At 68.3% G+C, this 24,918-nt stretch carries 22 protein-coding genes and 1 tRNA gene; 15 read left to right on the forward strand and 8 right to left on the reverse strand.

Translation table 11 applies throughout. The annotated features are described in order from the left end of the window. Positions 1–73: 73 nt before the first annotated feature. Both ACZ7KI_RS05380 and ACZ7KI_RS05385 read left to right on the forward strand, forming a co-directional pair. Entirely contained in the window at positions 74–1,243 is a 1,170-nt protein-coding gene (locus ACZ7KI_RS05380; protein WP_470271968.1) for an alginate lyase family protein, read from the forward strand. 139 nt (positions 1,244–1,382) lie between these two features. Next, positions 1,383–1,456 (forward strand) — tRNA-Pro (locus ACZ7KI_RS05385). A gap of 264 nt (positions 1,457–1,720) precedes the next feature. Here the strand turns inward: ACZ7KI_RS05385 and ACZ7KI_RS05390 are convergent. Beyond that, complete coding sequence (locus tag ACZ7KI_RS05390; RefSeq protein ID WP_470271969.1) at positions 1,721–3,079, reverse strand: lipase family protein; 1,359 nt, start codon at positions 3,077–3,079, stop codon at positions 1,721–1,723. Positions 3,080–3,288: 209 nt separating this feature from the next. Between ACZ7KI_RS05390 and ACZ7KI_RS05395 the strand changes: the two genes are divergently transcribed. Continuing rightward, positions 3,289–3,558 carry a VOC family protein gene (locus ACZ7KI_RS05395; protein WP_470272168.1) on the forward strand — a complete coding sequence of 90 codons (270 nt, stop codon included), beginning with the start codon at positions 3,289–3,291 and terminating at the stop codon, positions 3,556–3,558. Between the two features lie 455 nt (positions 3,559–4,013). Here ACZ7KI_RS05395 and ACZ7KI_RS05400 read toward each other — a convergent pair whose 3' ends face one another. The 4 genes from ACZ7KI_RS05400 to ACZ7KI_RS05415 form a co-directional block, all read right to left on the reverse strand. Continuing rightward, positions 4,014–4,247, reverse strand: coding sequence for a hypothetical protein (locus tag ACZ7KI_RS05400; RefSeq protein WP_465501695.1), 234 nt, complete (start codon positions 4,245–4,247; stop codon positions 4,014–4,016). 83 nt (positions 4,248–4,330) lie between these two features. Further along, positions 4,331–7,150 carry an AfsR/SARP family transcriptional regulator gene (locus tag ACZ7KI_RS05405; protein WP_470272169.1) on the reverse strand — a complete coding sequence of 940 codons (2,820 nt, stop codon included), beginning with the start codon at positions 7,148–7,150 and terminating at the stop codon, positions 4,331–4,333. 583 nt (positions 7,151–7,733) lie between these two features. Then, positions 7,734–8,201 carry an RICIN domain-containing protein gene (locus tag ACZ7KI_RS05410; protein ID WP_470271970.1) on the reverse strand — a complete coding sequence of 156 codons (468 nt, stop codon included), beginning with the start codon at positions 8,199–8,201 and terminating at the stop codon, positions 7,734–7,736. Positions 8,202–8,364: 163 nt separating this feature from the next. Next, positions 8,365–9,135 (reverse strand): S1 family peptidase, encoded by a 771-nt coding sequence (locus ACZ7KI_RS05415; protein WP_470271971.1) that lies wholly within the window; start codon positions 9,133–9,135, stop codon positions 8,365–8,367. Positions 9,136–9,368: 233 nt separating this feature from the next. On the opposite strand from ACZ7KI_RS05415, the gene ACZ7KI_RS05420 reads away from it, so the two are divergent. The 3 genes from ACZ7KI_RS05420 to ACZ7KI_RS05430 all read left to right on the forward strand — a co-directional run bounded on the left by ACZ7KI_RS05420 (position 9,369) and on the right by ACZ7KI_RS05430 (position 11,504). Further along, positions 9,369–9,824 (forward strand): GbsR/MarR family transcriptional regulator, encoded by a 456-nt coding sequence (locus tag ACZ7KI_RS05420; protein WP_470271972.1) that lies wholly within the window; start codon positions 9,369–9,371, stop codon positions 9,822–9,824. 13 nt (positions 9,825–9,837) lie between these two features. Continuing rightward, complete coding sequence (locus ACZ7KI_RS05425; protein ID WP_470271973.1) at positions 9,838–10,650, forward strand: class I SAM-dependent methyltransferase; 813 nt, start codon at positions 9,838–9,840, stop codon at positions 10,648–10,650. 125 nt (positions 10,651–10,775) lie between these two features. Beyond that, entirely contained in the window at positions 10,776–11,504 is a 729-nt protein-coding gene (locus tag ACZ7KI_RS05430; RefSeq protein WP_470271974.1) for a M50 family metallopeptidase, read from the forward strand. Positions 11,505–11,544: 40 nt separating this feature from the next. Here ACZ7KI_RS05430 and ACZ7KI_RS05435 read toward each other — a convergent pair whose 3' ends face one another. Then, positions 11,545–11,973, reverse strand: coding sequence for a PhzF family phenazine biosynthesis protein (locus ACZ7KI_RS05435; RefSeq protein WP_470271975.1), 429 nt, complete (start codon positions 11,971–11,973; stop codon positions 11,545–11,547). Between the two features lie 581 nt (positions 11,974–12,554). On the opposite strand from ACZ7KI_RS05435, the gene ACZ7KI_RS05440 reads away from it, so the two are divergent. The 5 genes from ACZ7KI_RS05440 to ACZ7KI_RS05460 are packed head-to-tail and all read left to right on the forward strand — an operon-like array spanning position 12,555 to position 19,001. After that, entirely contained in the window at positions 12,555–13,334 is a 780-nt protein-coding gene (locus ACZ7KI_RS05440; protein ID WP_470272170.1) for a thioesterase II family protein, read from the forward strand. Next, positions 13,331–15,100 carry an amino acid adenylation domain-containing protein gene (locus ACZ7KI_RS05445; RefSeq protein ID WP_470271976.1) on the forward strand — a complete coding sequence of 590 codons (1,770 nt, stop codon included), beginning with the start codon at positions 13,331–13,333 and terminating at the stop codon, positions 15,098–15,100. The genes ACZ7KI_RS05440 and ACZ7KI_RS05445 overlap by 4 nt, the downstream gene beginning before the upstream one ends. Beyond that, positions 15,082–16,446, forward strand: a complete 1,365-nt coding sequence (locus tag ACZ7KI_RS05450; protein WP_470271977.1) for a tryptophan 7-halogenase — start codon at positions 15,082–15,084, stop codon at positions 16,444–16,446. Before ACZ7KI_RS05445 ends, ACZ7KI_RS05450 begins: the two co-directional genes overlap by 19 nt. Further along, positions 16,439–17,611, forward strand: a complete 1,173-nt coding sequence (locus ACZ7KI_RS05455; protein ID WP_470271978.1) for a cation:proton antiporter — start codon at positions 16,439–16,441, stop codon at positions 17,609–17,611. Before ACZ7KI_RS05450 ends, ACZ7KI_RS05455 begins: the two co-directional genes overlap by 8 nt. Continuing rightward, positions 17,604–19,001 carry a tryptophanase gene (locus tag ACZ7KI_RS05460; protein ID WP_470271979.1) on the forward strand — a complete coding sequence of 466 codons (1,398 nt, stop codon included), beginning with the start codon at positions 17,604–17,606 and terminating at the stop codon, positions 18,999–19,001. The genes ACZ7KI_RS05455 and ACZ7KI_RS05460 overlap by 8 nt, the downstream gene beginning before the upstream one ends. Positions 19,002–19,009: 8 nt before the next feature. Here the strand turns inward: ACZ7KI_RS05460 and ACZ7KI_RS05465 are convergent, their stop codons facing one another. Then, the gene (locus tag ACZ7KI_RS05465) at positions 19,010–19,138 is read right to left on the reverse strand and encodes a hypothetical protein (RefSeq protein WP_470271980.1); all 129 of its coding nucleotides are present in this window, start codon (positions 19,136–19,138) and stop codon (positions 19,010–19,012) included. Between the two features lie 39 nt (positions 19,139–19,177). Further along, on the reverse strand, positions 19,178–20,161 hold the full coding sequence (locus tag ACZ7KI_RS05470; protein WP_470271981.1) for a GlxA family transcriptional regulator: 984 nt from the start codon (positions 20,159–20,161) through the stop codon (positions 19,178–19,180). A 120-nt stretch (positions 20,162–20,281) separates the two neighbouring features. On the opposite strand from ACZ7KI_RS05470, the gene ACZ7KI_RS05475 reads away from it, so the two are divergent. From ACZ7KI_RS05475 to ACZ7KI_RS05490, 4 genes are all read left to right on the forward strand, one after another. Then, positions 20,282–20,872: an isochorismatase family protein gene (locus tag ACZ7KI_RS05475; protein ID WP_470271982.1), complete on the forward strand. Its 591-nt coding sequence runs from the start codon at positions 20,282–20,284 to the stop codon at positions 20,870–20,872. A 70-nt stretch (positions 20,873–20,942) separates the two neighbouring features. Beyond that, positions 20,943–22,682, forward strand: coding sequence for a pyruvate dehydrogenase (locus tag ACZ7KI_RS05480; protein WP_470271983.1), 1,740 nt, complete (start codon positions 20,943–20,945; stop codon positions 22,680–22,682). A gap of 247 nt (positions 22,683–22,929) precedes the next feature. After that, positions 22,930–24,399 (forward strand): cellulase family glycosylhydrolase, encoded by a 1,470-nt coding sequence (locus tag ACZ7KI_RS05485; RefSeq protein ID WP_470271984.1) that lies wholly within the window; start codon positions 22,930–22,932, stop codon positions 24,397–24,399. Positions 24,400–24,475: 76 nt separating this feature from the next. Beyond that, the gene (locus ACZ7KI_RS05490; protein WP_470271985.1) at positions 24,476–24,775 is read left to right on the forward strand and encodes a hypothetical protein; all 300 of its coding nucleotides are present in this window, start codon (positions 24,476–24,478) and stop codon (positions 24,773–24,775) included. The last annotated feature ends 143 nt before the right edge of the window (positions 24,776–24,918 follow it).

A 24,918-nucleotide genomic window follows, 5' to 3' on the forward strand; every position in this document is an offset into this window, starting at 1 on the left:
CGCAACTGGTTCAGACCATGACACTGAATCGCACGCCGCCGGTGACCTGGCTCACACCCGCCCGAGGAGAACCATGTCCCTACCGAGAAAACTGCTCGCCCTGACCACGCTCATCCCCTTGGCGCTAGGCCTTTTCAACGCTCCCGCCCAGGCCGCGCCCGCCACCTTCACCCACCCCGGCGTGCTGGTCAGCCGCCCGCAACTGGACTTCGTGCGCGCCAAGGTCCAAGCCGGCGCGCAACCGTGGAAACAGGCCTACGACGCGATGATGTCGAGTTCGTACGCGTCGCTGTCCCGATCACCGAAACCACGCGCCGTCGTCGAATGCGGTCCCTATTCGAATCCGAACATCGGGTGTACCGATGAACGGCAGGACGCGATCGCCGCATATTCTCTTTCCCTCGCCTGGTACATCACTCGCGACGCGAAATACGCGACCAAGGCGATCGAGATCATGGACGCCTGGTCGGCGGTAGTGAAGGACCACACGAACAGCAACGCTCCCCTGCAGTCGGCGTGGTCGGCCTCCTCGTGGCCGCGCGCGGCGGAGATCATCAAGCACACCTACCCGAGCTGGCCGAACTCCGGCCGCTTCGGCACCATGCTGCGGAACGTGTACCTGCCCGAGGTGATCAACGGCAGTCACAGCAACGGAAACTGGGAACTCAGCATGACCGAGGCCGCGGTCGGCATCGCGGTCTTCCTCGACGACAAGACGAGCTACGACAAGGCCGTCGCGAAGTTCCGCACTCGCGTCCCCGCCTACCTCTACCTGACCAGCGACGGAGCCCTCCCGAAGACCGCACCCGGCAGCGGCCTCGACACCCGCGACAAGATCGTGAAGTACTGGCAGGGCCAGACAACCTTCGTCAACGGCCTGTCCCAGGAGACCTGCCGCGACTTCACCCACACCGGCTACGGCCTCGCCGCCATCGCGAACTTCGCCGAAACCACCCGCATCCAGGGCCAGGACCTCTACCCGGAGATCGCCGACCGCCTCCGCGAAGGCCTCGGCTTCCACGCGAAGTACCAGATGGGCGCGACCGTCCCGTCGTGGCTGTGCGGCGGCAGCCTGAAGCTCGGCCTCGGCCCGGTCACCGAGGTCGGCTACAACCACCTCCACACCCGCCTCGGGCACACCATGAGCAACACCGAAGCCCTCACCCTGCGCCAGCGCCCCGCAGGCACCAACAGCCTGTTCGTCGCCTGGCAGACCCTCACGCACGCGGACAACCCACAGTGACCCCGCCGACGCCGCCTGATTGCGACAGGGCGGCCCTCACGGTCTGTTTTCCCAGCTCAGACACACAGTGACCCCTGGTTGCAACCCCGGCTTTCGGACCCGCTAAAGTACTCACATCGCACTCCACGGAGTGCGGGTCCGGGCTGTGGCGCAGTTTGGTAGCGCACTTGACTGGGGGTCAAGGGGTCGCAGGTTCGAATCCTGTCAGCCCGACCGGAAGACGAAGCCGCCTGGCTTGGGTGAGAACCCGGGCCAGGTGGTTTTTTCGTGTCACCGAAGACAATGTTTCGGCAGGCACCGAAGCATCCGCTTGGGGACCACGTGGACGAGGACGCTGTCCGCGTCGGAGCATCCCTGTGCACGAAAGACTCCACGACGCGAAGTCGGCCCTGCTGTGCCGGGAGGCTCTCGCGCTGATCGAGACCGTGCTCTGACGGCCACATCGATGATGTGGGCCGAACCCCGAGGCTGGACCGGCTACTGTCGTGGCCGACGGTCTCCGGTGAACCCTTGCGGGCGAAACTCGAGGAAGGCGGCGGAGCCGAGTCCGAGAGACTCCGCGAGCGCCTGCATCCGCGCGGGTCGCGTCGACGTACCCCAGCCCCCGGTGTCCACTCGGCGGTGGACGGTCTCCACCGCGGTCACCAGTTCGGCGGTGGTGAAGGTGCAGTGTCCGGGGTGGGCGGTGTAGGACTGGCGCAGCAGCCCGTCGGCACCCGCCATACGGACGTCCTCGGCGTACTCGCCCTCGTGTTCGACCGGGACGAGATTGTCGTCGGTGGTGTGCATCGTGAGCACGGGGATCGCCAACCGTCCACTCAGGACTGAAGTCGAGGCCATCCAGCGCGCGGCCGCCTGATCCGCCTTCACATCGGCGGTGCGGGTCAGCATGTCGAGGTCACCGTTCAGGTCGGCGCCCGCCTGCCGGTAGAGATCCGACACGAAGCCGAGCCTGCCGGACTCCGCGAGCAGCCCGCGATAGTCCACGCCGGTGTTCCACGAGGGATTCCCGCCGGCGGCCTGCTCGATGTCGTACCGCGCGGGCAGGATGAAGGGCAGGATGGAGCGGAGATTGCGATATTGGCCTGCCTGCCGCGCCTGCCGATCGCCGGGTGACGGGTTCGGCTGTCCTGGAACCCAGCCGGGTTCAAGGAAGAGCGAGGTGATCAGGGCGACCCGCGCCCGGCCTTCCACCGTGGTCTGGGCCTGATCCAGCGCGTCGACCATCCGCTGCGCGGTCGCCGTCGCCTCGGCGGCGCTCTCGAAGCGGGTCAGTTTCAGCGACTGTCCGCGGAGCAGCAATCCGGCCACGGCGTGCGCGCCGTCGAGCTGGTAGTTGAGCAGGTCGACGCCGCCACCCATCAGACCGCAGGTGGCCACGGCGCCATCGAGCCGCACGCCCGGGAACTCGGCGAGTTCACCGGTGACCAGTCCTCCCATCGAACTGCCGACCGCGATCGCGTGGCGTGGGGCGCCCGTCAGTCCGGCCACCGCGCGCAACGTGTCCCGCTGGTCCCGCGCCGCGGTGCCGAGAGCCCATCCGGCACGCGAGTACGACGAACCCGCCAAGGCGTAACCTCGCGCGAGAAGCGCCTCAGCGGTGACCGGATCCGGCGCGTTTCGCGGCGGGTTCGCCGGGCTCGGGTCGTAACCGTGACTGTAGAGCAGAATCGTGCCGTTCCAGGGTGCCGGGACATCGGCGATCCACGTCGTGCCGTTCGGCAGGACACCGGAATGACGGGTCGCGGACGGGGTTTGCGCCGCCACACTGCCCGGCGCGACCAAAGCCGCCGTCACGATCATCGCGGCCACCAGAACATTCCGCATGCCAGCCATTGCCGTCACCTTCCGAGGGCCAACCGATCGGATCCGACATTAGGCAGTACCGTGACGAGCGTCAAGACTGTGCACGACTTCGGCACCCGGAGATTGTCGGTCCGGCTCGGTAGCATGCGACGCACGACCATCAAACTTGAGAATGTCGGTATCGCCGTTCGCGACCTCGAAGCGACGATCGCCTTTTCACCGACCTCGGTCTCACGGTCATCGGCCGGGACACGGTCAGTGGCGAATGGACGGACACCGCCGTCGGCCTTGACGACAACCACGCCAAGATCGCCATGCTCCAGACGCCGGACGGCAACGGCCGCCTTGAGCTCTTCGAGTACATCCACCCGAAGGCGATCGAGTCGGAACCCACCCAGCCCAACGAGATCGGCATGCACCGCGTCGCCTTCTCAGTCGACGACATCGACAAAGCCCTTGAGATACCAGCGAAACACGGCTGCCACCCGCTTCGTGGCGTGGCGACCTAGGAGGACCTCTACGAGCTCACGTATGTCCGCGGCCCCAGCGGCATCATCGTGATGCTCGCCGAGGCGCTGAAGAAGAACTGACGTTTTCCTTCCGGTGCGGTCGCATCCGAGAGCCCTCTCGTCCGGCTTTGCGCCGAGCGATCAGCGGAACCGCCAGAACGCACAGCGCGATCACGACCAAGATCGTGATGCCGAGAACGTTCGCCGGTACCAAGGGCCTGATCAGGAGCACCACGACGAGCATCCAGCCCGCCAGAGTGACGATCTCGAGAACGAACGACCGCCACCCCCGTCTCACCCGCGGCCGCACCGACACGCCGAGGACGACCAACGCGGCACCCACCGCTCCCCACCACCAGTGATCCCCCATCGCCCCGTTCCCCGCTCGTGCCGACCGAGTACCCGGATCGGCGCCCGGCTACTCCTGGGTGCCGGGACGGCCGGCTTTCGTGGCGTCACTCATCGCCGGAACGGTAGCGCTGACGGTGTTCCTCGGCCTCCTCGCGCGGCGACTTCGTCAGCGGACGTCCGTGGACAAGGTCGTGCTCCGTGTAGTCCGCGCGCCGGGACGCCCAGCCCGGCAACAGGAACTTCCGTGTCCCGCCGCGCCCGCGATCACGCAGATCGGTGACCACGGCGAGACCGATGACCACAACGAGAACGCCGAGCCCTACCCAGATTCCGACCATGTCCGCTCCCCGTAGAAGAATTCACCGCGACTGGCCATCAGGATCACGGAGGAGTCGGGAGAGAACCTTGAAAAATCCTTGAATCAGCAGGTGAGGCCTGGCTGTCGAGCCGCACTGAGCAGCGCGCGCACGTCATCGGCTTCGGGTGCGCGAAGCTCGGTGTACGCGGCGAGGGCGGCCTCCAGATGCGGCCTCGCCTCGCTGTGGTTCCCGCCGGCGTGGTGGGTTTTGCCGATGCCATGGTGGGCTCTGGCGCGTTCGTGTAGATGACCGATTCGCTGCGCGAGGACTTGTGCGTCCTCGTACAGCTTGATCGCCTCGGCACCGGTTTTCGTGGCGGCGAACTCGTTGAGGGTGGCGACTTCGACGTTGGTGTTCCCACCGGTACGGGCGAACTCGAGGGCTCGCTGGAAGTGCCGTGTGGCCTTGTCGTCCTGTCCCAGGCCGGCGTAGGCGCTGCCCAGCGCGGCCAGCACCGGTGCACCGAGACCGGCTGAACCGAGGTCCTGCGCGATTCTGCCGCTCTGCTCCAAGAAGCCGATCGCGGCCTGATGATGGCCGCACCAGCTGTAGTGCTCGCCGAGGTTGCACAGCGCGATACCTTCCAGCAGCGCATGACCGGTGCGGCGGGCGGCGGCGAGAGCGAGCTTGTACTGCTTCCGGGCGGCCTTCCGCCGGCCGCGCATGTCATCCACCGACGCGAGACCGTTGCGGACCATGCTTTCGAGGAGGTCGTCTCGCCGGTCCAGGGCGATGGACAGGGCCTGCTCGAAATGACCGGCGGCCTCGTCGTAGCGGCCGAGCCGGAACAGAGCCATGCCGACGGCCTGCCCGGCGAAGCCCTGTTCCGCCGTGCCGGTGCCGGTCAGTGCGAGAGCGGTCGTGTGGAGGGTGAGTGCCTCGTGGTAGTGCGCGGCTACGTCCAGATATCGCCAGAGAAGCGCGGACAGCCGGGTCACCTGCTCTGCCAGGCCTGTTTCCGCCGTGTCGGCGGCCAACGCCAGCATGGTGGCGCGTTCGGTGTCGAGCCACGCACGCGCGTCCTCGTGCGCGGCGAAGTTCGGCTGTGGCCCGGCCGAACGTGCTGTCCGCGGCCGAAGGTAGGGCTCGTGCGGTGACATCCGGTCCATGGCGGCCGATGCCCAGCTCAGGTAATGATCGAACAACCGGGTCGACGCGGCCAGGCGGTCGGCGGAGGCGTCGGTCTCGGCGAGGAGTTCGGCAGCATAAAGCTTGACGAGGTCGTGTATCCGGAACCGGCCCGGCGGATTCTCTTCCAGGAGATGGGCGGCGCACAAGGCACGCAGTGGCCGAGTGTCCGCGAAGAGGGCGGCCGCGGCCGCTCGGTCGATGCCACCATCGGGCAAGAGCCCGAGCAGGCGGAACGCCGACGCGCACTGGCGGTCGAGAGAACGGTAGGAGGCGGAGAACACCGCGCGCACGCTCGCGGACAGCTCCCCGGTGTCCAGCGCGTCCAGCCGGCTTTCGCGCAGCTCGGCGGCCACCGAGGACAGCCGCCTGCCCGGCTGGGCGGCGATCCGTGCGGCGGCGATCGCGAGCGCCAAGGACAAGCCACCACAGTGGCGCAGGATTTCCTGTCCTGCTTCGGGTTCCTCGGCCAGGCCGGCCGCGCCCACCTTGTGCGCGAGCAGCTCGCGCGCCTGACGCTCGTCGAGGGTTCGCAGCGGCAGCGCGCTCGCGCCATGGGTGGTCAGCAGGCCGCCGAACCCATGACGGCTCGTGACGAGGACCGAACACGAAGATCCGCCCGGGAGCAGCGGGATGACGTGGTCTGTGTCCCGGGCGTTGTCGAGCAGCACGAGCAGCCGTCGCTGGGCGGTCAGGCTCCGGTACAGCGCCGCCAGCTCGTCCGGCTCGGACGGAATCGACCTCCCGGCAACGCCCAGCGCGCCAAGGAAACCGCGGAGTACACCGGCCGCGGGCACAGGTTCGTGGACCGGGTCGAAGCCCCGGAGATCAACGTAGAGCTGCCCGTCGGGGAAGCGGGTCACGTTGTCGGTCGCCCACCGCACCGCGAGCCAGGTCTTCCCGAGACCGCCCGCGCCGGAGATCACCGCGACCGCGCCCCGGTCGGCGAGCATCCGGTCGAGCGCCGCCAACTCCTCCGTGCGTCCGACGAACGAGGGAGGCGCGGCCGGTAGCTGCCGAGGGGCCGACCGGTCGCCATCCGGCCCTGCGCCGGTCAGGATTCGCTGGTGCAGCGCGCGTAATCGGGGCCCCGGGTCGGTGCCGAGCTCCTCCGCCAGATGCGACCGGAACGTTTCGTATTCCCGCAGCGCGTCGGCCGGATGTCCGTCGAGGTACAGCGCCTCGATCCGCTGCGCCGCCGCGCGTTCCCCGGCCACGCCGTCCGGTGGTGGCTCGGCCAGCACGGCGGCGTGGGCACCGATCCGCAGCCGACGGTCGTTGCGGTCCAGCACGGCCGCTTCATACTTGTACGCCAGCTCGCCGCGAACGCCGTCCGCCCATTCGGACTCCAGCTCGCCCAGCGGCCTGCCCCGCCACAACGCCAGCGCCTCTTCGTACAGCGCGAGCGCGGCGTCGTCTTCCACCGTCGTCCGCGCGCGCCCGAGCAAGTTCTCGAAGCGGTGCACGTCCACCGTCCGCGGATCGGCGAGAAGGACGTAGCCACCGCGGTCACGCTCGATCGTCACACCGTCCACCGGGGCAAACGCCCGCCTCAGCCGGGACACGTAGCCGTACAGCGCGTTCCTCGGCTGTGCGGGCGGCCGCTCGCCCCATACGCGGTCGACCAGCGTGTCGACCGGTACCACTCGTGCGACTTCGAGCAGCAACACCGCCAGAACGTCACGTTGACGCGCATGCCCGACATCGAGCCGGGCCCCGTCGGCCACCACCTCGACCGGCCCCAGCACCTCCATTTCCAGCACGGCCTCTGCCCTCCTCGTCTTCAGGGGTAGCGGATCGCCGTCACTCGTACAAGGCCTCTTCAAGGTTTTCCCCAGGTCCCCGGCGCACCGTGACGAGACCGAACGATCAGAGCCAGGAGCCGTGATGATTTCCGAGGCGTACCTCCGTACCCCGATAGCCGATGTCCAGCAGGAATTCGCCACCGCCAGGCGCTGGCGGCGGAGGTTGAGGCATGTGCTGACCCGCGTTCGCGGACGCCGGGCGCCCACCGGACGTCGATCACCGGGGCGTCGGCCTGTCCGAACCGGAGGACTCACGGATGAGATCGCGGTAGGCGGCGAAAGCGGGTTCGAATCCTGTCAGCCCGACCGGAAGAGGAAGCCGCCTGGCTTGGGTGAGAACCCGGGCCAGGCGGTTTTTTGTTTACCGAAGACAATTTTCGGAGCACACCGAAGCAAGAGCCGCCAGGGTTTCCTGCGTCAGACCCGGAAAGCCGACCAGGCATCACGATCACTCAAGGTCATCGCCCCTTCACCAAGCAGTGGTAAAGGGGCGATGACGCCCTGAATCAGGCTGATCAAGTCGAGCCGACGCTCAGAAGTCCCAGCTCTGACTCGCCGCGTTGTTACAGCTCCAGCTGACCAGAAGCTGGCCGTTCTCCGGCCTGCCGCCGAGAATGTCGAGGCATTTCCCGTTGAGGCGACTGCGGATCTCGTTGCCGTTCCGGAACCATCGCTGCGTGCTGGTTCCGTTGCAGTCCCACAGGTCCACCGAGCCCTGATCACCCTGGTGAGCGGCGTAGATCTCCAGGCATTTGTTGTTCATACTCGAGCGGATCTGCTCGCCGTCCCAGCGCCACTGCTGGTTCGTGTTGCCAGTGCAGTCCCAGGTGACGACGGAGGCACCGTTCTCCTGATGGAACATGAAGACATCGGCGCATCTCCCGTTCAGCCTGGACTTCAGAAGGGGTGCCGCGGCGGATGCCGGCGCACCGGCCACCGCGCCGCTGAACAGCATTCCAGCGGCGAGCAACGCCAGCAGGGGCTTCTTCACCTTGTTCATTCTTCCTCCTCGTTCGCCTCTCGGAATTCCGTGACCTGTCACAGAATCGATCAGCCGAGCAGGTTTGATCAGGTCGAGAAGGGCAGTCACAAGGTCAGACAGCCGTACCCGGCGAAAGTCCGCGACCGCCAGTCGTGAGCGGCGATTCACAAGTACAGGGCACTCACGACGCCTGCTGCTCGGCGATCCAGTTTTGGTACACCGTCACATCGGTCCAGATGCCCAGACCGCTGGCGCACTTCGGGTCCGCGTCACCATCGCGGCTGGTGGCACCGACCAGTTCCCATTCGCCCGGCCTGCCCTTGATCTGCGGCCCGCCCGAGTCGCCGTAGCAGCCCATCGCGTCCGGCGTGTCGGAACCGGTGCAGATTTCCTTGCCCGTGGCCAGATTGCGGCAATCCCCCGCCGGCATGACCTTGGTGTCCAACTCCTGGAGGATCTCCGGCGCACCGCAGTTCCGCTCGACGCAGTGCTCACCCCAGCCGAGGATCCGAGTCGCCGTTCCCGCGTCGCCCGCGGCCCCGGCGATCTTGATCGGCTGCTCGGTCACCGGTTTGTCCAACCGCACCAGCGCGATGTCACCGCCCTGCGGACTCTGCCCGCCGAAGTCCGGGTGCACGATGATCCGGCTGACACCGGTCTCGGTGCCCCCGCTGTTGTGCCGCCGCGCCCCGATCCTGGTCCTGACCTGCTCCGGTCGCGTCCCCTGTACGCAGTGCGCCGCGGTCACCACCCAGTTCTCGCTGATCAGCGAGCCGCCACAGAGGTGCCTTCCGCCCTGCTGCAGCGACACCATGAACGAGTAGTCCTCGGTGGCGTCGTGCCCGCCGATGACGAAGGGCGTCGGCCCGTCCGCCGCAGCGGCGGCCCCCGGTACCAGTACCGCTCCCACCGCGGCCAACCCGACCGCCAAGATCCCTGTTTTGCGAAGCATTGTCGTGAACTCCCCGTAGATGACGAATTGCTGACAGTCGTCACGCTATGGGGTGATGATCACCACTGGATCCACTCATCGGCCGGCGCGCATCGGCCGAATGACCGACCCAGCGTGACACTTCGCCACCCGATGGATGAATACCAGCCGCCTTCGCCCAGAGTTGACATGCCAGCTGTTTCAGTCGAGACTGAAATAACTAGCAATGAGTCTGGCTGAGAGGAGGACACGCCATGCCCGGTCAGGACAACCAGGACGAGGTACTGAAGTGGGTGGAGCAGGTGGCCACCTTCTGCGTGGAAGAGTGGGGGCTGCCGCCGATCACCGGCCGGATCCTCGGCCTCCTGATGATCTGCGACCCGCCCCAGCGCTCCGCCGGCGAGATCGCCGAGACGATTCAGGCCAGCCGCGCGTCGCTGACTTCGAACATGCGTTTCCTCACCGTCATCGGGCTCATCCGCAAGGTCCGCGTCCCCGGCGGCCGCACCGCCTACTACCGCATCGAAGACGACGCCTGGCACAAGGTGATCCAACGCAAACTCGACAGCCTCGCCGCGTTCGGCGACATCGCGGAACAAGGCCTCGCCCTCGCCGGTGGCGAAGGGCCCCGCGTCGAACGCATCCGCGCCGCCCAGCAGTCCCTGACCTGGCTGCGCGACATCGCCGCCGACAACCCCCTGAAAGCTTGAGGACACCTCCGTCATGCAACGTCTGCACCTCACCCTGGACCCCATCCAGGAGACCCTTCTGCTGACCCTTTACGCCAGGGCCCTGGACAGCAAGCTGCCCCATCCGATCCTCGGCGACACCCGCTCCGCCGACCTGATCGAGAAAATCGACTACGACTTCGCCAAACTCAAAGTCAAACCCAGCCTCATCTGCGGCACCGCGCTCCGCGCGAAGAAAGTGGACCAGACGGTCATCGACTTCCTCGCCGACCACCCCGACGCCATCGTGCTCGACCTGGGCTGCGGACTCGACACACGAGTATTCCGCTGCGACCCGCCCACCGGCGTCGACTGGTACGACATCGACTTTCCCGAGATCGTCAGCTTGCGCCCGCAGTTCCTCCCGGAACGATCCAGGCTCCTCGGCGCCGACCTCACCGAACCCGGCTGGCTCGACGCGCTGCCCAGGGACCGGCCGGCCATGATCGTCGCCGAAGGCCTGCTGCCCTTCATGCCCGGCGACACCTTCCAGCGGATGACGCGCGCGTTGACCACACACTTCCCCACCGGCGAACTCGCTCTCAACGGCTACACCCGCTTCGCCGCATGGGCGATGAAATACCACCCGACCATCAAAACCCTCGGCATCACCGCCGCCCAAGGCTTCGACGACCCACACGAACCCGAAGCCTGGGACGCGGCCCTCACCCTGGCCGACGAGCAGCTCCTCACCCGCGCCCCGGAAGTCACCGAGTTCCCTCAGCCTCTCCGCACACTCACCGGCCTCATGAGCCTGAACACAGGCCTGTCCCGTCAAGGAACCCGCATACTCCGCTACCGATTCTGACCGACCGACACCATCGGCACACCGCGTCCGTCCCTGGCGGTGTCCACACCGTCCGGGTTGACAGTTCCATGACAAACTCGGATCCAGCGGTTCCGCCCTCGCCGACCAGCTGGTGAGCTTGGCTCGTGAAGCGCGGCGAACTCGACGAGATCGTGAACGCGACCGTGCCACCGCCCGCCTGGTGGCTGGTCGCCGCGACCGGGCTGATCGCCGCGGCCGCGACACTGGCTTCGGCATCCGTGTTGCTGACCGGGCAAGAGCGACTGCTGACCCGGTTCAACGTGCTCGGAACCTTCGTGCATGAAGGCGGCCACGCCCTGATGAGCGTCCTGACCGGCGGCGGGGTCTACCAGGTCGGGATCTTCAGCCCTGATTCCGGGGTGACGTGGTCCTGGGCGCCCTCGCGGCTCTCCTCGATCCTCACCTCCGCGGCCGGCTACGCGATGCCGCCGTTGGCCGGCCTCGGTGCAGCGGTGCAACTTCAGCGCGGACACGCCGCCGCCGTGCTCACCCTCACCGTGGTCGCCACCGCCCTGCTGCTGTTCCTCTCCGCGGACCTGCTCACCTTCGCCATCGTCGCCGGCATCGGCACGATCGCCTTCGCCGCGCTGGCCTGGGCACCGCCGTTGCTACAGACAATGATCGCCTACCTCGAGGCGTGGCTGCTGCTCACCAGCGAACTCGCCGGAGTCGGCCACCTCCTCGCCGCCCGATGGCGCGGCGAGATTTCCGACACCGACGACGCCGCCAGCCTCGCCGCGAAGACCCACATACCCGGCATCCTCTGGATCCTCGGCTGGCTCGCGCTGATCATCTGGGCGTTGTCGAAAGCCTTTCCCATGCTGTGGCCATGACAAAACCGAAGCCGACCGGCGCGACATATCCCCGACGGGGTCAGAGTGCGACGTGGCCGGTGATACCCACGACCGTGTCGCCACCGACCCACATCTCGCCGTCGGACTGCTCGATGCGCACCCGTTCGCGGCGGTGCAGCTTCGTGCCCTGAGCGGCGACATACGCGGCCGGGGCCTCGTTGGCGGGAATGAGCCACTGCGCGATCGCGGCGTTCAGGCTGCCGGTCACCGGGTCCTCCACGAACGTGCCGCCCTCATCGACGAACGCCCGCACCTCGAAGTGGGCCTCGCCGCCCGGCGGGTGCGGGCCGAACACGCCGACGTCCGGATATTCACCGAACGCGGCCACGATGTCGTCCGGTTCGACCCGCAACGCCGCGGCCAGTGCGGCCACCGTCGATGACGGTACGGGACCGCTACGGCGCAACGGCGGAGCGGCGAACGCGAGCAGCTCCCCGTCGGCCCGCACCGTGACCAGACCAGCGCCGCACTCCTGTACCAGGCGACCTGCCGTTTCGGCGTGCCGCCGCGCTGCAGCCAGGCACGAGCGGACCCGAGCGTTACCGGCCGCGGCGCCACCCTCCGTGAGGTAGCCCAGGTGAGTGAGCGGACGGGCCGGTCACCGCCGCTTGCAGGCGTTTCCGATCTCTCCATCAAACCGTTACCCCGGTCGGGCTAACGGCGTCGTATCTTTCGGACCATTAACTCTGCCGGTTGCCACGTAACGACAGAGGGCAGGACAGGAGTCCCACACCTTTCCCGCGGTCGGCGCGGTCGCGGAGTCACCCAAAGGTGCGGGCGAGGCGAGTCCGGAATGGCCGGCTTTCGCCAAGGCGCGTCATCAGCGCGGGCCGGACGTTCACCGGGACACCGCGACATTGTGAAAATTCGCTTGCCTGGCACGGCTTTTGAGCGCCCTTGTGCGATGTGGACACACGGGTACGTGGCGCTTTCGCACCCCGTCGACGGGGATCGCGGCGTGCTCGGCGGCTTCGTCTTCGACGGCTGACGTCAGTCCGTCGACGGATCGGTTCGGGAGAGGACATGGCGATGAATGCTGCCGTCCGAGCACTATCCACAGTGGACACCAGGGACGGCTTCGGAGCCGGATTCCTCTGCTTTCCTCCTGCCGGCGCAACGGTTCTCAGCCTGCGCGGGCTCACAAGGGACACGGCAGGAATCGAAATGTGGGGTGCGGAGTATCCGGGGCACGGCGGACGTCTCGCCGAGCCGCCCGCGGCGTCGCTCGCGAACCTTGCCGAGGGGATCGCGTGGGACTCCCTCGACCATTTCGGAACCGAAGGGTTTTCGCGAATCACGCTGATCGGGTTCAGTATGGGCGCGTTCGTCGCCCTTGAAGTGGCCCAGCGCATCCGCGCGCGGGGACTGCCGGGACCGACGGCGTTGGTCGTCGTGAGCGCGTGCGCCCCGCAACTGCGAGTGCCGGGGAGATTCGCGAAGGCGGACGCCGCCGAGGCCGAGCGGCTACTCGATCGGAACGTCATGGCGCCAGTTGCGGGTGACGGTGCCTCCCCCGAGCTCCGGGAGTACGCGCTCGATCTGCTGCTCGGTGATCTGCGGCTGACCAATTCCTATGCCGGACCCGCGCAGGTGCGGCTGTCCTGTCCGATCGTCGCGATCCGGGGCGAGAACGATCCGATGTTCACGGGCGGCGATGACACGCTCAGGGCGTGGCGGGCCTGGACGTCCGGGCGGTTCACCGAGGCTGTCGTGCCCGGTGGCCATTTGGACATGCTCGCACCAGGCCAGGCCCCTGATTTCCGGGCGTTGGTCCACCGGTCCAGGTTCGACACCGAGGCCGCGCGATGAGCGGCTCCGCGCTGTCCGTGGTGCGCGGCCTGCCACGACGGCTCCCCCGCACGACCTGGTGCGATTTGTTCGAGCGCCAGGCTCGGCGGAACCCGGCCAGGACGTGCCTGGTCGCCGACGAGATCGCCTGGACCTTTCACGAACTCGACCTCCTGGCCGACCGGCTCGCCCAGGCACTCCGGGACGTCGGCGCGGCACCCGGAACTGTCGTGGCCTGCGCCATGACAAGATCCGCGCGGGCGGTGCTGAGCGTGCTCGCGACGGCGAAGGCGGGCGCGGTTCATCTGCCGATCGATCCGTCCCTGCCCGTCGCACGCCTCGACGCGATTCTCGCCGACGCTCGTCCCTCCGTGGTGTTGACGGATACCGCGGACCTCGCGGAGCGGGCGGATCTGGTGCTGTCCGATGAGGACTGGCGGAGACAACTCGCCGGACGACCCGAGCGGCGGTCGCCGCGGACCACGGAGGGCGCGGCGTACATCATCTACACCTCCGGTTCGACGGGCCTGCCCAAAGGAGTGGTGGTGGGCCACCGCAGCCTGGTCAACCTGTATGGCGAACTGGCTGGCCGGTTCTTCCCGGCGGGCCGCGGTCCGCAACGGGTGGCGCACGGTTTGCCCCTGGTCTTCGACGCGTCGTGGAATCCGCTGTTGTGGATGGCCGGTGGGCATGAACTGCATCTGGTTCCCGATCCGGTACGCGCGGAACCGGAGTCCTATGTGGACTTCGTACGGGAGCATCGGCTGTCGGTCGTGGAAGCGGTGCCCGCGCAGATGTCGGCGCTGCTTCAGGCCGGTCTGCTCGACGGCCGGAGCTCTCCGCGAACGCTGCTGATGGGTGGGGAGGCCATCGGCCAGGATCTCTGGTCGCAGCTGCGTGGAGCCACGGGTGTCACCGCGGTGAACCTCTACGGTCCGACCGAGTGCACGGTGTTCACCACGGCGTGCCGGTTCGGTGACCGCGCGACGCCGTCGATCGGACGGCCCATCGGCAACACCTCCATCCAGATCGTCGACGAGGACCTGCGGCCCGTACCGACCGGAGAACCCGGCGAGCTCCTGGTCAGCGGGTCCTGCCTCGCCCTCGGCTATCTCGGCGGGCCGGAGCTGACCGCGGACCGGTTCGTCACCACGGGCGAACGCCGGTACCGGACCGGCGACCGGTGCCGCCTCATGGCCGACGGCCACCTGGAATGGCTGGGCAGGCTGGACGATCAGGTCAAGATCCGGGGTCATCGGGTCGAGCCGGGTGAGGTGGAACAGGCTCTGCTGGCGTTTCCTGGCATCCGGCAGGCCGTCGTCCGGGCCGAAGGCAGCGAGCCGCGGCTGGTCGCGTACGTCGTGCTCGGCACCGACACGGTCGCCCAAGTGCGGGAACGGCTGCGGACGGTGCTGCCGGCGTATCTGCTGCCCTCCACCCTGATCCCGCTCGAGGCGATGCCGCTCGGGCCGAACGGCAAGATCGACCGGATCGCCCTCACACCGCCGGCCCCGCTTGTGAGGGTGAGCACGCTGACCTCCACGCAGGAACTCGTCGCGTCCGCGTTCCGCGTCCAGCTCGAGATTCCGGCGGTCGACGCGGACAGCGACTTCTTCGACCTCGGCGGGCACAGCCTGTCCGCCGCGGCGCTCGCCGTCCGGCTGCGGGCGTTGGGCGTGCCGTGTTCGCTGCGAGACGTCCTGCTCCGGCGCACGGTCGCCCGGCTCGCCGAACTCGTTCCCACCACTACGAAAGGAGTGACACCGTCATGGACGACTACGACGTGATCGTCGTGGGCGGCGGCCCGGGTGGCGCCACCGTCGCCGGGCTCACCGCCGCGGAAGGTCACCGGGTGCTGCTGCTGGACAAGGACCGCTTCCCCCGCTACCAGATCGGGGAATCCCTGCTGCCCGCCACGATCCACGGGATCTGCGCGATGCTCGGAGTGCGCGACGAGATCGCGCGGGCCGGGTTCGTCCGCAAACACGGCGGGACCTTCAAATGGGGTACCAGGCCGGAGCCGTGGACGTTCTCCTTCGCCGCGTCCGACCGCATGGCCGGGCCCACCTCCTACGCCTACCAGGTCGAGCGCACCCGGTTCGACACGATCCTGCTCGACGGCGCCCGCCGGCTCGGTGCCGAGGTCCGGCAGGACCATCGTGTGCTCGGCACGATCCGGGCCGACGACCGGATCCGCGGCGTCCGCTACACCGACGACGCGGGACACGAACGGCGGGCGACCGCCCGGTTCGTCGTGGACGCCTCCGGGCACGGCAGCAGGCTCCACCACGATGTCGGCGGAACCCGCGAGTATTCGCCGCATTTCCGCAATCTGGCACTGTTCGGCTATTTCGAGGGTGGCCACCGGATGCCCGCGCCCGACGCCGGGAACATCCTGTGCGTCTCGTTCACCGACGGCTGGTTCTGGTACATCCCGCTGTCGGACACGTTGACCAGTGTCGGTGCCGTCGTCAAACACGAGTCGGCGGACAAAGTACAGGGCGACCCCGCGTCGGCCTACGCCTCGCTGATCGAGGAATGCCCGCTCATCAGCGAGTTCCTCCGAGACGCCCACCGCGCGACCGAACCACCCTACGACCGGCTCCGCGTGCGGAAGGACTACTCCTACGACCGGACCGTCCTGTGGGCCCCGGGGATGGCGCTCGTCGGGGACGCCGCCTGCTTCATCGACCCGGTGTTCTCCTCAGGCGTGCACCTGGCCACCTACAGCGCGCTGCTGGCGGCCCGCTCGATCAACAGCGTTCTGGCCGGTTTCGCGGACGAGAAGCGGTGTTTCGCCGAGTTCGAAGCCCGCTACCGCCGGGAATTCGCGCTGTTCCGTGATTTCCTCATCACCTTCTACGAGCTGGACACCGGCGAAGAAGACTACTTCGCGCACGCGCGACGGCTCACCGATCATCAGGGGAGTGCCGACGAGGCCTTCGCCGAGCTCGTCGGCGGGGTGTCCTCAAAGGACTTCTCCCGTGCGTTGTTCGGCGACGTACTCGCGGAAGGCGTGCAGCTACAGTTACGCGGCCTGCTGGGCGAAGCCGCGGGCGACGAGCCGCCGACGTTCCCCGGTGGGCTGATCCCCACCGCGGACGGCAGGCGATGGCGGGTGCCCGATGCCTGACCTCGCCCTCCTGCTCGCCGCGCTCGCCGTGTTGCTGCCCTTGGCCCGTTGCTTCGGCTGGGTCTTCACCCGGCTCCGGCAGCCGGCCGTCCTCGGGGAGATCACCTGTGGGCTCGTCGTCGGCGTCGCCCTGCAAGCGGGCCCGAGCGTGCCCATCAGCGTCGAATCAACGCTGGACGCACTCGCTCAGCTCGGCCTGATCCTGTTCCTGTTCGGGGTCGGCGCCCGCCTCGCGCCGTCGATCACCGCCGCGCGGATCACGGCGGCGTTCGTCCCCGCGCTCGGCGCGATCGTCGTCCCGGTCGTCCTCGGCGCGCTACTGGCGCTCTGGCTCGCCGCACGCCACGCCCCCGCCGGGATCACGCCATTCGTCCTCTTCGCCGCCGCGGCCATGGCGGTCACCGCCTTTCCCGTACTGGCGAGGATCCTGGCCGAACGGCGCATGCTGGACGACCCGCGCGGCCGCTGCGCGCTCACCGCCGCCGCGATCACCGACGCCACGGCGTGGGCTGCGCTCGCCTTCGTCGCCGCGTCTGTCCACAGTGGACCTCAGACCTGGTCGCTGCTGGGAGTGGTCCCATTCCTGCAGGGCCTGCTCTTCCTCGCCCGCCCGTGGTTCGGCCGGGCGGTGGATCGGCTGTCCGCACCGGCCGCGGCCGTGACCATGGTCGTCCTCGCCTGCGCAGGGGCGGCGGTCACCGGCACCATCGGCCTGCACGCCGCGATCGGCGCGTTCCTCATCGGCGCCGCCGCGGGCCGCCCCTCGTCCCGCCACGACCCCGCCGCGCTGATCACCCCCCTCTCGTCCCTGCTGGTCCCGCTGTACTTCGTCCTCATCGGACGGAGGGTCGACCTCGGTGAGCTCGATACCACCCTGGTGACCGAAATCCTCGCGATCATCGCGGTCGCCGTCATCGCCAAAGGCGGCGGCGCGTACCTCGGTGCCCGCCTCGCCGGACAGGCGCCCCGTCCGGCCGCGGTCTTCGCGACCCTGATGAACACCCGCGGCGTCACCGAACTCGTCTTCCTCAGCATCGGGCTCGGTCTCGGCGTCATCGACAGCGCCTTCTACACCGCGATGGTCGCCATGGCCCTCGTCACGACCGCCATGACCGGCCCGCTCCTCAACCACCTCCAACGAAACAAGGTGACCCGAGATGCCTGACCACCCAGCCGAACCGTGGCGGATCAAAATGGTCGAACCGATCCGTACCACCACCCGCGAACACCGCGAACGAGCACTCCGGGCCGCGGGCTGGAATCCCTGCCTGCTCCGCTCCGAAGACGTCTACATCGATCTCTTCACCGACTCCGGCACCAACGCCATGTCCGACCGGCAATGGTCGGCCCTCATGCGCGGCGATGAGGCCTACGCCGGCGCCCGCAGCTTCTACATCTTCGAACAAGCCGTCCGCGCCCACTACGGCTACGAACACGTCATCCCCGTCCATCAGGGCCGGGGCGGCGAGAACATCCTTTCCCGCTGCCTCATTCGCCCGGGCACCCATGTCCCCGGCAACATGTACTTCCCCAGTACCCGCGCCCACCAGGAACTCAACGGCGCCACCTTCCACGACGTCATCATCGACGAAGCACACGACCCCGCCAGCGAGCATCCGTTCAAGGGCAACGTCGACCTCGACAAGCTGCGGGCCGTCATCACCGAACACCGCGGCGCCATCCCCTACCTTTCGCTCGCCGCGACCGTGAACGTGGCGGGCGGCCAGCCCATCAGCGTCGCCAACCTCACCGAGGCCTGCGAGCTCGCCAACGCCCACGGCATCCCGGTCTTCCTCGACACCGCCCGCGCGGTGGAAAACGCCTGGTTCGTCAAACAACGTGAGCCCGGCTGGGCGCACCGGTCGATCGCGGACATCCTGCTCGCCCTCTGCTCCCCCACCGACGGCGCCGTCATGTCGGCCAAAAAGGACTGTCTCGCCAACATCGGCGGCTGGATCGCCTTACGCGACCACGATCTCGCCGAACAAGCGCGCGGGCTCGTCCTGCTCTACGAAGGACTCCACACCTACGGTGGCATGGCGGGCCGCGACATGGAAGCCATCGCGCAAGGCATCACCGAATCCGTCGACGAACAGCACATCCGCGCCCGCATCGCGCAGATCGGCTACCTCGGCCACCGGCTCCACACCGCGGGTGTCCCGATCGTCCGTCCCCTCGGCGGCCACTGCGTCTGCGTCGACGCCACCACCGTCCTCGGCCACCTACCCCGCACCGAACTCCCCGGCCAGACCCTCGCCGCCGCCGTCTACCTCGAGGGCGGCGTACGCGGCGTCGAACGCGGAACCGTCTCGGCCGGACGTGACCCGGCCACCGGCGAAAACCGCCACCCGCCCTTGGAATTCCTCCGGCTCGCCATCCCCCGCCGCGTCTACACCCAAAGCCACATCGACCACGTCGCCGACACGCTCATCCTCGTCCACAAAGACCGCCACCGCATCACCCATGGGCTCACGTTCACCCACGAACCGCCCCACCTCCGCTTCTTCCAGGCCCGCTTCGCTCCGACCGGAGGTACCGACATCTACGCCGCTTGAACGCCTTGTCACAAACCCCAAGGCCACGCGCGGGCAGCGAGATTCCGGGTCACCAGGCCGAACCTGGTCTTCGGCACGAGCATGGCCACGGCGAGTGTGTGGGCACCGGCGATCGCGATGTGCTGATGACCAGCCACAAGGGGAACAGAGAGCACGGTTAGCTCGTAACCGAGACTCTATTCGTCGATCTTGTGAGGCAGCCCAGTAATGACTCCGGAGAACTCGACCCGGTAGCGGGTCGGCGTCGTGCCCAGCGCGGTGGCGAAATGCTCGCGAAGACGGGCAGGCGTGCCGAAACCGGATTGTGCGGCGACGGCGTCGATGCCGAGCGTGGTCGTCTCGAGAAGGTGCCGCGCCCGCGCGAGGCGTTGGGCGACAAGCCAGTTGTGGACGGTGGTCCCAGTGCGGGCGCGAAACGAGCGGGTGAAGGTGCTCCTGCTCAGATGGGCACGGGCCGCGAGGCCGTCGATGCTGTGCTGTGCGTCGAGATGGGACTGCGCCCAGCTCATCACGTGAGTGAGCGGATCCTCGTCCGGGGCGGGGACGGGGAATTCGATGAACTGGGCCTGGCCACCGGGACGGTGCGGCGCGGCGACGATCCGGCGGGCGACGCGGTTGGCCACGACCTGACCGGCCCGGCGAGCGAGCAAATGAAGACAGGTGTCGATCCCGGCGGTCGCGCCCGCACCGGTCACCACGTCGCCCTCGTCGACATACAGGTCTTCGGGACGCAGCTCCACCGAGGGGAAGCGCCGCCGGAACGTTTCGGCCCATTTCCAGTGCGTCGTCGCCGCGCGACCGTCGAGGATGCCGGCATCCGCGAGGGCGAAGACTCCCAAGCAGAGCCCGACGACGAGTGCTCCGCGTTCGTGCGCGGTCCGCAGCGCGGCGGAGACGGGCGCGGGCGTGGGGGCTTCCGGGTCGGACCACCACGGCACGACGACGATGTCGGCGTCCGCGAGCGCGCCGAGGTCCGCGGGAACGTCGATGGAATAGCCGGCGCCCGTGGCGAGCAGTCCTCGCTTCACGGCGACGACCGTGATCGGCCACGGCTCCATGTCGCCCACCGGGGATTCGGGTCCCCAGACCAGCGACGGCACGGCGAGGTGGAACGGGCTGATCCCCTCGAACGCCAGGACGGCCACTCTCGGAGCGCTCATCGATCCCTCTTCCCGCGGATGTCGGCCGATCTCGACCATGCCTGACCCGAATCCGTATCTCGATATCGGATCGGGTCAGCCACGATGGTAGCCGTACCGACGGAAAGCGAAGGAAACACGATGACCAGCACCACTCTCCGCGAAATCAGCGCCCTGCCGACGACCCCCGCGACGCTCTCGGACGCGACGGTGATCCTCGTCGACTACCAGAACACCTACACGCGCGGCGTGATGGAACTCGACGGCTGGGAAGCGGCGCTCGACGAGGCCGCCACATTGCTGGCGCGTGCTCGCGCGGAGGGCGCGACGGTCATCCACGTCGTGCACGACGGCGGCGAGGGCAGCCCGTACGACCTCGGGCAGGACATCGGCCGGATCCACGAGCGCGTCGCTCCCGTTCCGGGTGAACAGGTCGTGGTGAAGACCGCGCCGAACTCGTTCGTCGGGACACCCTTGGGGGAGCTGGTCGACGCCGCCGGACACCAGGACGTCGTCGTGGCCGGGTTCATGACCCATATGTGCGTCACGTTCACCGCGGAAGGCGCGTTCCTGCGCGGGAACACCCCGACCGTGGTGGCGGCCGCCTGTGCCACGCGCCCGCTCCCGTCCGTCGCGGGCGCGGTGACCGCGGCGGAACAGCACCGTGCGGCCCTCGCCACGATCGGTGACCTCTACGCCGTCGTCGTCGGCTCCACGGCCGAGCTCGGCTAGGACCTGCGAGGCGGCGCCCGCACGTGGATCATGAACGTAGTCCCGCCGCCGGAGCATCGAAGGGGTCGTAATGGCCAAGCTCAACGTCGCCGAGCAGTTCGTCCAGGTCCTGGTGCAGGCCGGGGTGGAGCGGATCTACGGCGTGGTCGGCGACAGCCTCAACCCCGTCGTCGACGCCATCCGCCGCACACCGGGCATCGAATGGGTGCACGTCCGCAATGAGGAGGCGGGCGCGTTCGCCGCGGCCGCCGAGGCCCAGCTGACCGGACGGCTCGCGGTGTGCGCCGGCAGCTGCGGCCCCGGCAACACCCACCTGGTGCAGGGGCTTTACGACGCGCACCGCACCGGTGCCCCGGTTCTCGCGCTCGCCTCGCATATCCCGTCCGGCCAGATCGGTACCGGCTTCTTCCAGGAGACCCATCCCGAACGGCTGTTCGTCGACTGCAGTGGCTACTGCGAGCAGATCAGCGGACCCGCTCAGATGCCGAGGGTCCTGCGGATCGCCATGCAGCACGCGTTGTCCCGCGGTGAGGTGTCGGTGCTGGTGCTGCCCGGCGATGTCGCGCAGCTCGACGCCACTTCGCCCACCGGCCAAGGGGTTCCGGTCACCGAACACGGGACGGTCGTGCCACCGGAACCACAGGTGGCACGACTCGCCGAGCTGATCAACGAGGCCGAGACCGTTACCGTGTTCGCCGGTGCCGGCGTCCGTGGCGCGCACGCCGAGGTGATGGAGCTGGCCGGGACGGTGCAGGCACCGGTCGGCCACAGCCTGCGCGGCAAGGAGTGGATCCAGTACGACAATCCCTACGACGTCGGAATGAGCGGACTGCTCGGCTACGGCGCCTGCTACCGGGCCATGCACGACGCGGATCTCCTGCTCCTGCTGGGCACCGATTTCCCTTACGACTCCTTCCTTCCTCAGGCCCGGACCGTGCAGGTCGACCACGACGCGACCCGGCTGGGCCGTCGCACGCCGCTGGAGCTCGCGGTGCACGGCGACGTGCGGGAGACCCTGCGAGCCGTGCTGCCGCTCTTGCGGCGCAAGACCGACCGCAGGTTCCTGGACCGCATGCTGCGTGAACACTGCAAAAACCTGGAACAGGTCGTCGACGCCTACACCCGCAACGTCGAGCGGCATGTGCCCATCCATCCGGAGTTCGCCGCGGACCTCCTCGACGAACTCGCCGCGGACGACGCGATCTTCACCGTCGACACCGGCATGTGCAACGTCTGGGCGGCCCGGTACCTCACGCCCAACGGGCGCCGCCGGGTCATCGGGTCGTTCCTCCACGGCACCATGGCCAACGCCCTGCCGCACGCCATCGGCGCGCAGTTCGCCTACCCGGGGCGCCAGGTCGTGTCGATGTCCGGCGACGGCGGACTCGGCATGCTGCTCGGAGAGCTGCTCACCGTGGCGTTGCACGACCTTCCGGTCAAGATCGTGACGTTCAACAACTCCTCGCTCGGCATGGTGAAACTGGAAATGCTGGTGGACGGCCTGCCCGACTATCAGACCGATCACCGGCCGGTCGATTTCGCCGCCATCGCCAGTGGCGCGGGACTGCGCGCCGAGCGGGTGACCGATCCGAACCGGTTGCGTGCGGCGCTCAAGGAGGCACTGGGGCACGACGGTCCCGCGCTGGTGGATGTCGTGACGGATCCGAACGCGTTGTCCGTCCCGCCGCACATCACCGCCGGTCAGCTCGGCGGATTCGCCTTGGCCGCGAGCAAAGTCGTGCTCGAAGGCGGGGTGGGCCGGATGATCGACCTCGCCCGGGCCAACCTCCGCAACATCCCGCGCCCCTGAGAACGCCGGCTCGCCGCGGCTGACGTTCGTGCGGGCCGTTTTCCACGGCCCGCGTCACTCGGCGTCCGCGTCCGCCCGGGCGTCGTTGATCGCATTGGCCCGCCCGGCCCAATCACTGGTCGGCGGGTGGGTGAATTCCTGCCTGGAGTCGCCTCCGGAATTGACAGGACATCCTCCGATCGGTCACCGTGATCGGCGCTGGGAGCGCTCCCAGGGTGAGCGGCTCACCGAGCACAAAGGAGTGTCCATGGGTGTGACAGCGAGAAAACTCCTCGCCGTGGCGAGCGCCTGCGCCGCCGTGGTGCTGTCGGCGGCACCGGTCTCCGGAGCGAGTACCGAGGCCGCGGGGTTCGCCTGCCGTGTGGACTACGCCGCGAAGGACTGGGGCTCCGGCTTCGGCGTCTCCGTGACCATCGCGAACCTCGGCACCGCGGCCGTCAACGGCTGGACCCTGACGTATTCCTACGCCGGCAACCAGACTCTTCAGCAGGGCTGGAACGGCCTTTGGTCGCAGTCCGGCAAACAGGTCACCGTCCGGAACGAGACGTGGAACGGCACCATCGCGGCAGGCGGCAGTGTCCAACCGGGCGCGAACTTCTCCTATAGCGGCAGCAACGGCACGCCGACGGAGTTCGCGGTCAACGGCGCCGCCTGCACCGGTGTCCCGCCGACCGAGCCGCCGGGCGGCGGGCCCGCACCGGCGTTGAAGGTGTCCGGGAACCAGCTGACCGCCGACGGCAAGTCCTACCGGCTGCTCGGCGTCAACCGCGCCAGCGGCGAATTCGCCTGTATGCAGGGCAAGGGCATGTGGGACAGCGGCCCGGTCGACCAGGCGTCGGTCGACGCGATGAAGACCTGGCACATCCGCGCGGTGCGCATCCCGCTGAACGAGGACTGCTGGCTGGGCCTGTCCGGCTCGCCCAGCGGGCCCGCCTATCAGCAGGCGGTCAAGGACTACGTGAACCTGTTGGTGGCCAACGGCATCAACCCGATCCTCGATCTACATTGGACACATGGGCTGTACACCGGCAACGTGTCGGCGTGTGCGGACGTCAACGCCACCTGCCAGAAACCGATGCCGAGCATGGAGCACACGCCGGCGTTCTGGACTCAGGTCGCCACCGCGTTCAAGGGCAACGACGCCGTCGTGTTCGACCTGTTCAACGAGCCTTACCCGGACGCGGCCGACAACTGGGCGAACGCGGCCGCCGAGTGGCGCTGCCTGCGCGACGGCGGCCAGTGCACCGGCATCGGCTACGAGGTGGCGGGGATGCAGGACCTTCTCGACGCCGTCCGCGCGACCGGCGCGACGAACGTCGTCATGACCGCCGGACTCACCTGGACCAACGACCTCTCCCAGTGGCTGACCTACCGGCCGATCGACCCGCTGAACAACGTGGTCGCGTCGTGGCATTCGTACAACTTCAACGCCTGCAAGACCTCCGCCTGCTGGGACAGCCAGATCGGCGCGGTCGCCGCGCAGGTTCCGGTGCACGCCGGGGAGATCGGCCAGGATTCGTGCGCGCACGACTACCTGGACCAGGTGATGGCGTGGCTGGACGCGCACCGCCTCGGGTACACGGCGTGGACATGGAACCCGTGGGGCTGCACCGGTGGCAACGTCCTCATCCAGGACTACGCCGGCACCCCGACCACCACCTACGGCGAGGGTTTCAAGGCGCACTTGCTGAGCGTGACGCCCTTCGTAGCGCGGTGATCTTGAGACTCGGCAGTAGTTGTAATCAGGGCCGCGGCCGCGCTCGCGGGGTGCCGGCGATGCAAGGATGCCGTCCATGGGATCGGACTGGATGTGGAACCCCACGCTGCCCGGCGGAGCGTTGCGGCCGGCGACGGTGGAACGCCTGCTCACGCTGACCGTGGCCTTCGGTCTGTCGCCGCGTCGGCCGGACGGAGGGATCAACGGCTTCGACAGCTCCCCCGGCCATGAGGGCGAACACCGGGTGCTGAATCGGCGAGAGCTGGTCCACGGCCTCGCCACGGGATCCTGGAGCACCAACCTGTGGAACCGCTCCGAGGTGGACGTCTTCCTGTCCACCCGTTTCGAGCGCTGCACCTCCTGCTCACCGATCTGAAAGATCCCTTTTCGACCGCCGCGCCACCTCCGGGTTCCTGGCCGGAGTGGCTGAGCTGGACGACCTACTTCGATTTCGACCGCTACCGGCGGTTGCCGTCCCTGACCGCGGGACTGGACGCCGATATTCGTCGGACGACCGAC

It is taken from the genome of Amycolatopsis sp. NPDC039088 (genome assembly GCF_055598845.1).

Coding starts and splice junctions, on each gene's coding strand:
- ACZ7KI_RS05380 (WP_470271968.1), top strand. CDS start 74: ATGTCCCTACCGAGAAAACTGCTCGCCCTGACCACGCTCATCCCCTTG.
- ACZ7KI_RS05390 (WP_470271969.1), bottom strand. CDS start 3,079: ATGGCTGGCATGCGGAATGTTCTGGTGGCCGCGATGATCGTGACGGCG.
- ACZ7KI_RS05400 (WP_465501695.1), bottom strand. CDS start 4,247: ATGGTCGGAATCTGGGTAGGGCTCGGCGTTCTCGTTGTGGTCATCGGT.
- ACZ7KI_RS05405 (WP_470272169.1), bottom strand. CDS start 7,150: ATGGAGGTGCTGGGGCCGGTCGAGGTGGTGGCCGACGGGGCCCGGCTC.
- ACZ7KI_RS05410 (WP_470271970.1), bottom strand. CDS start 8,201: ATGAACAAGGTGAAGAAGCCCCTGCTGGCGTTGCTCGCCGCTGGAATG.
- ACZ7KI_RS05415 (WP_470271971.1), bottom strand. CDS start 9,135: ATGCTTCGCAAAACAGGGATCTTGGCGGTCGGGTTGGCCGCGGTGGGA.
- ACZ7KI_RS05420 (WP_470271972.1), top strand. CDS start 9,369: ATGCCCGGTCAGGACAACCAGGACGAGGTACTGAAGTGGGTGGAGCAG.
- ACZ7KI_RS05425 (WP_470271973.1), top strand. CDS start 9,838: ATGCAACGTCTGCACCTCACCCTGGACCCCATCCAGGAGACCCTTCTG.
- ACZ7KI_RS05440 (WP_470272170.1), top strand. CDS start 12,555: ATGAATGCTGCCGTCCGAGCACTATCCACAGTGGACACCAGGGACGGC.
- ACZ7KI_RS05445 (WP_470271976.1), top strand. CDS start 13,331: ATGAGCGGCTCCGCGCTGTCCGTGGTGCGCGGCCTGCCACGACGGCTC.
- ACZ7KI_RS05450 (WP_470271977.1), top strand. CDS start 15,082: ATGGACGACTACGACGTGATCGTCGTGGGCGGCGGCCCGGGTGGCGCC.
- ACZ7KI_RS05455 (WP_470271978.1), top strand. CDS start 16,439: ATGCCTGACCTCGCCCTCCTGCTCGCCGCGCTCGCCGTGTTGCTGCCC.
- ACZ7KI_RS05460 (WP_470271979.1), top strand. CDS start 17,604: ATGCCTGACCACCCAGCCGAACCGTGGCGGATCAAAATGGTCGAACCG.
- ACZ7KI_RS05470 (WP_470271981.1), bottom strand. CDS start 20,161: ATGAGCGCTCCGAGAGTGGCCGTCCTGGCGTTCGAGGGGATCAGCCCG.
- ACZ7KI_RS05475 (WP_470271982.1), top strand. CDS start 20,282: ATGACCAGCACCACTCTCCGCGAAATCAGCGCCCTGCCGACGACCCCC.
- ACZ7KI_RS05480 (WP_470271983.1), top strand. CDS start 20,943: ATGGCCAAGCTCAACGTCGCCGAGCAGTTCGTCCAGGTCCTGGTGCAG.
- ACZ7KI_RS05485 (WP_470271984.1), top strand. CDS start 22,930: ATGGGTGTGACAGCGAGAAAACTCCTCGCCGTGGCGAGCGCCTGCGCC.
- ACZ7KI_RS05490 (WP_470271985.1), top strand. CDS start 24,476: ATGGGATCGGACTGGATGTGGAACCCCACGCTGCCCGGCGGAGCGTTG.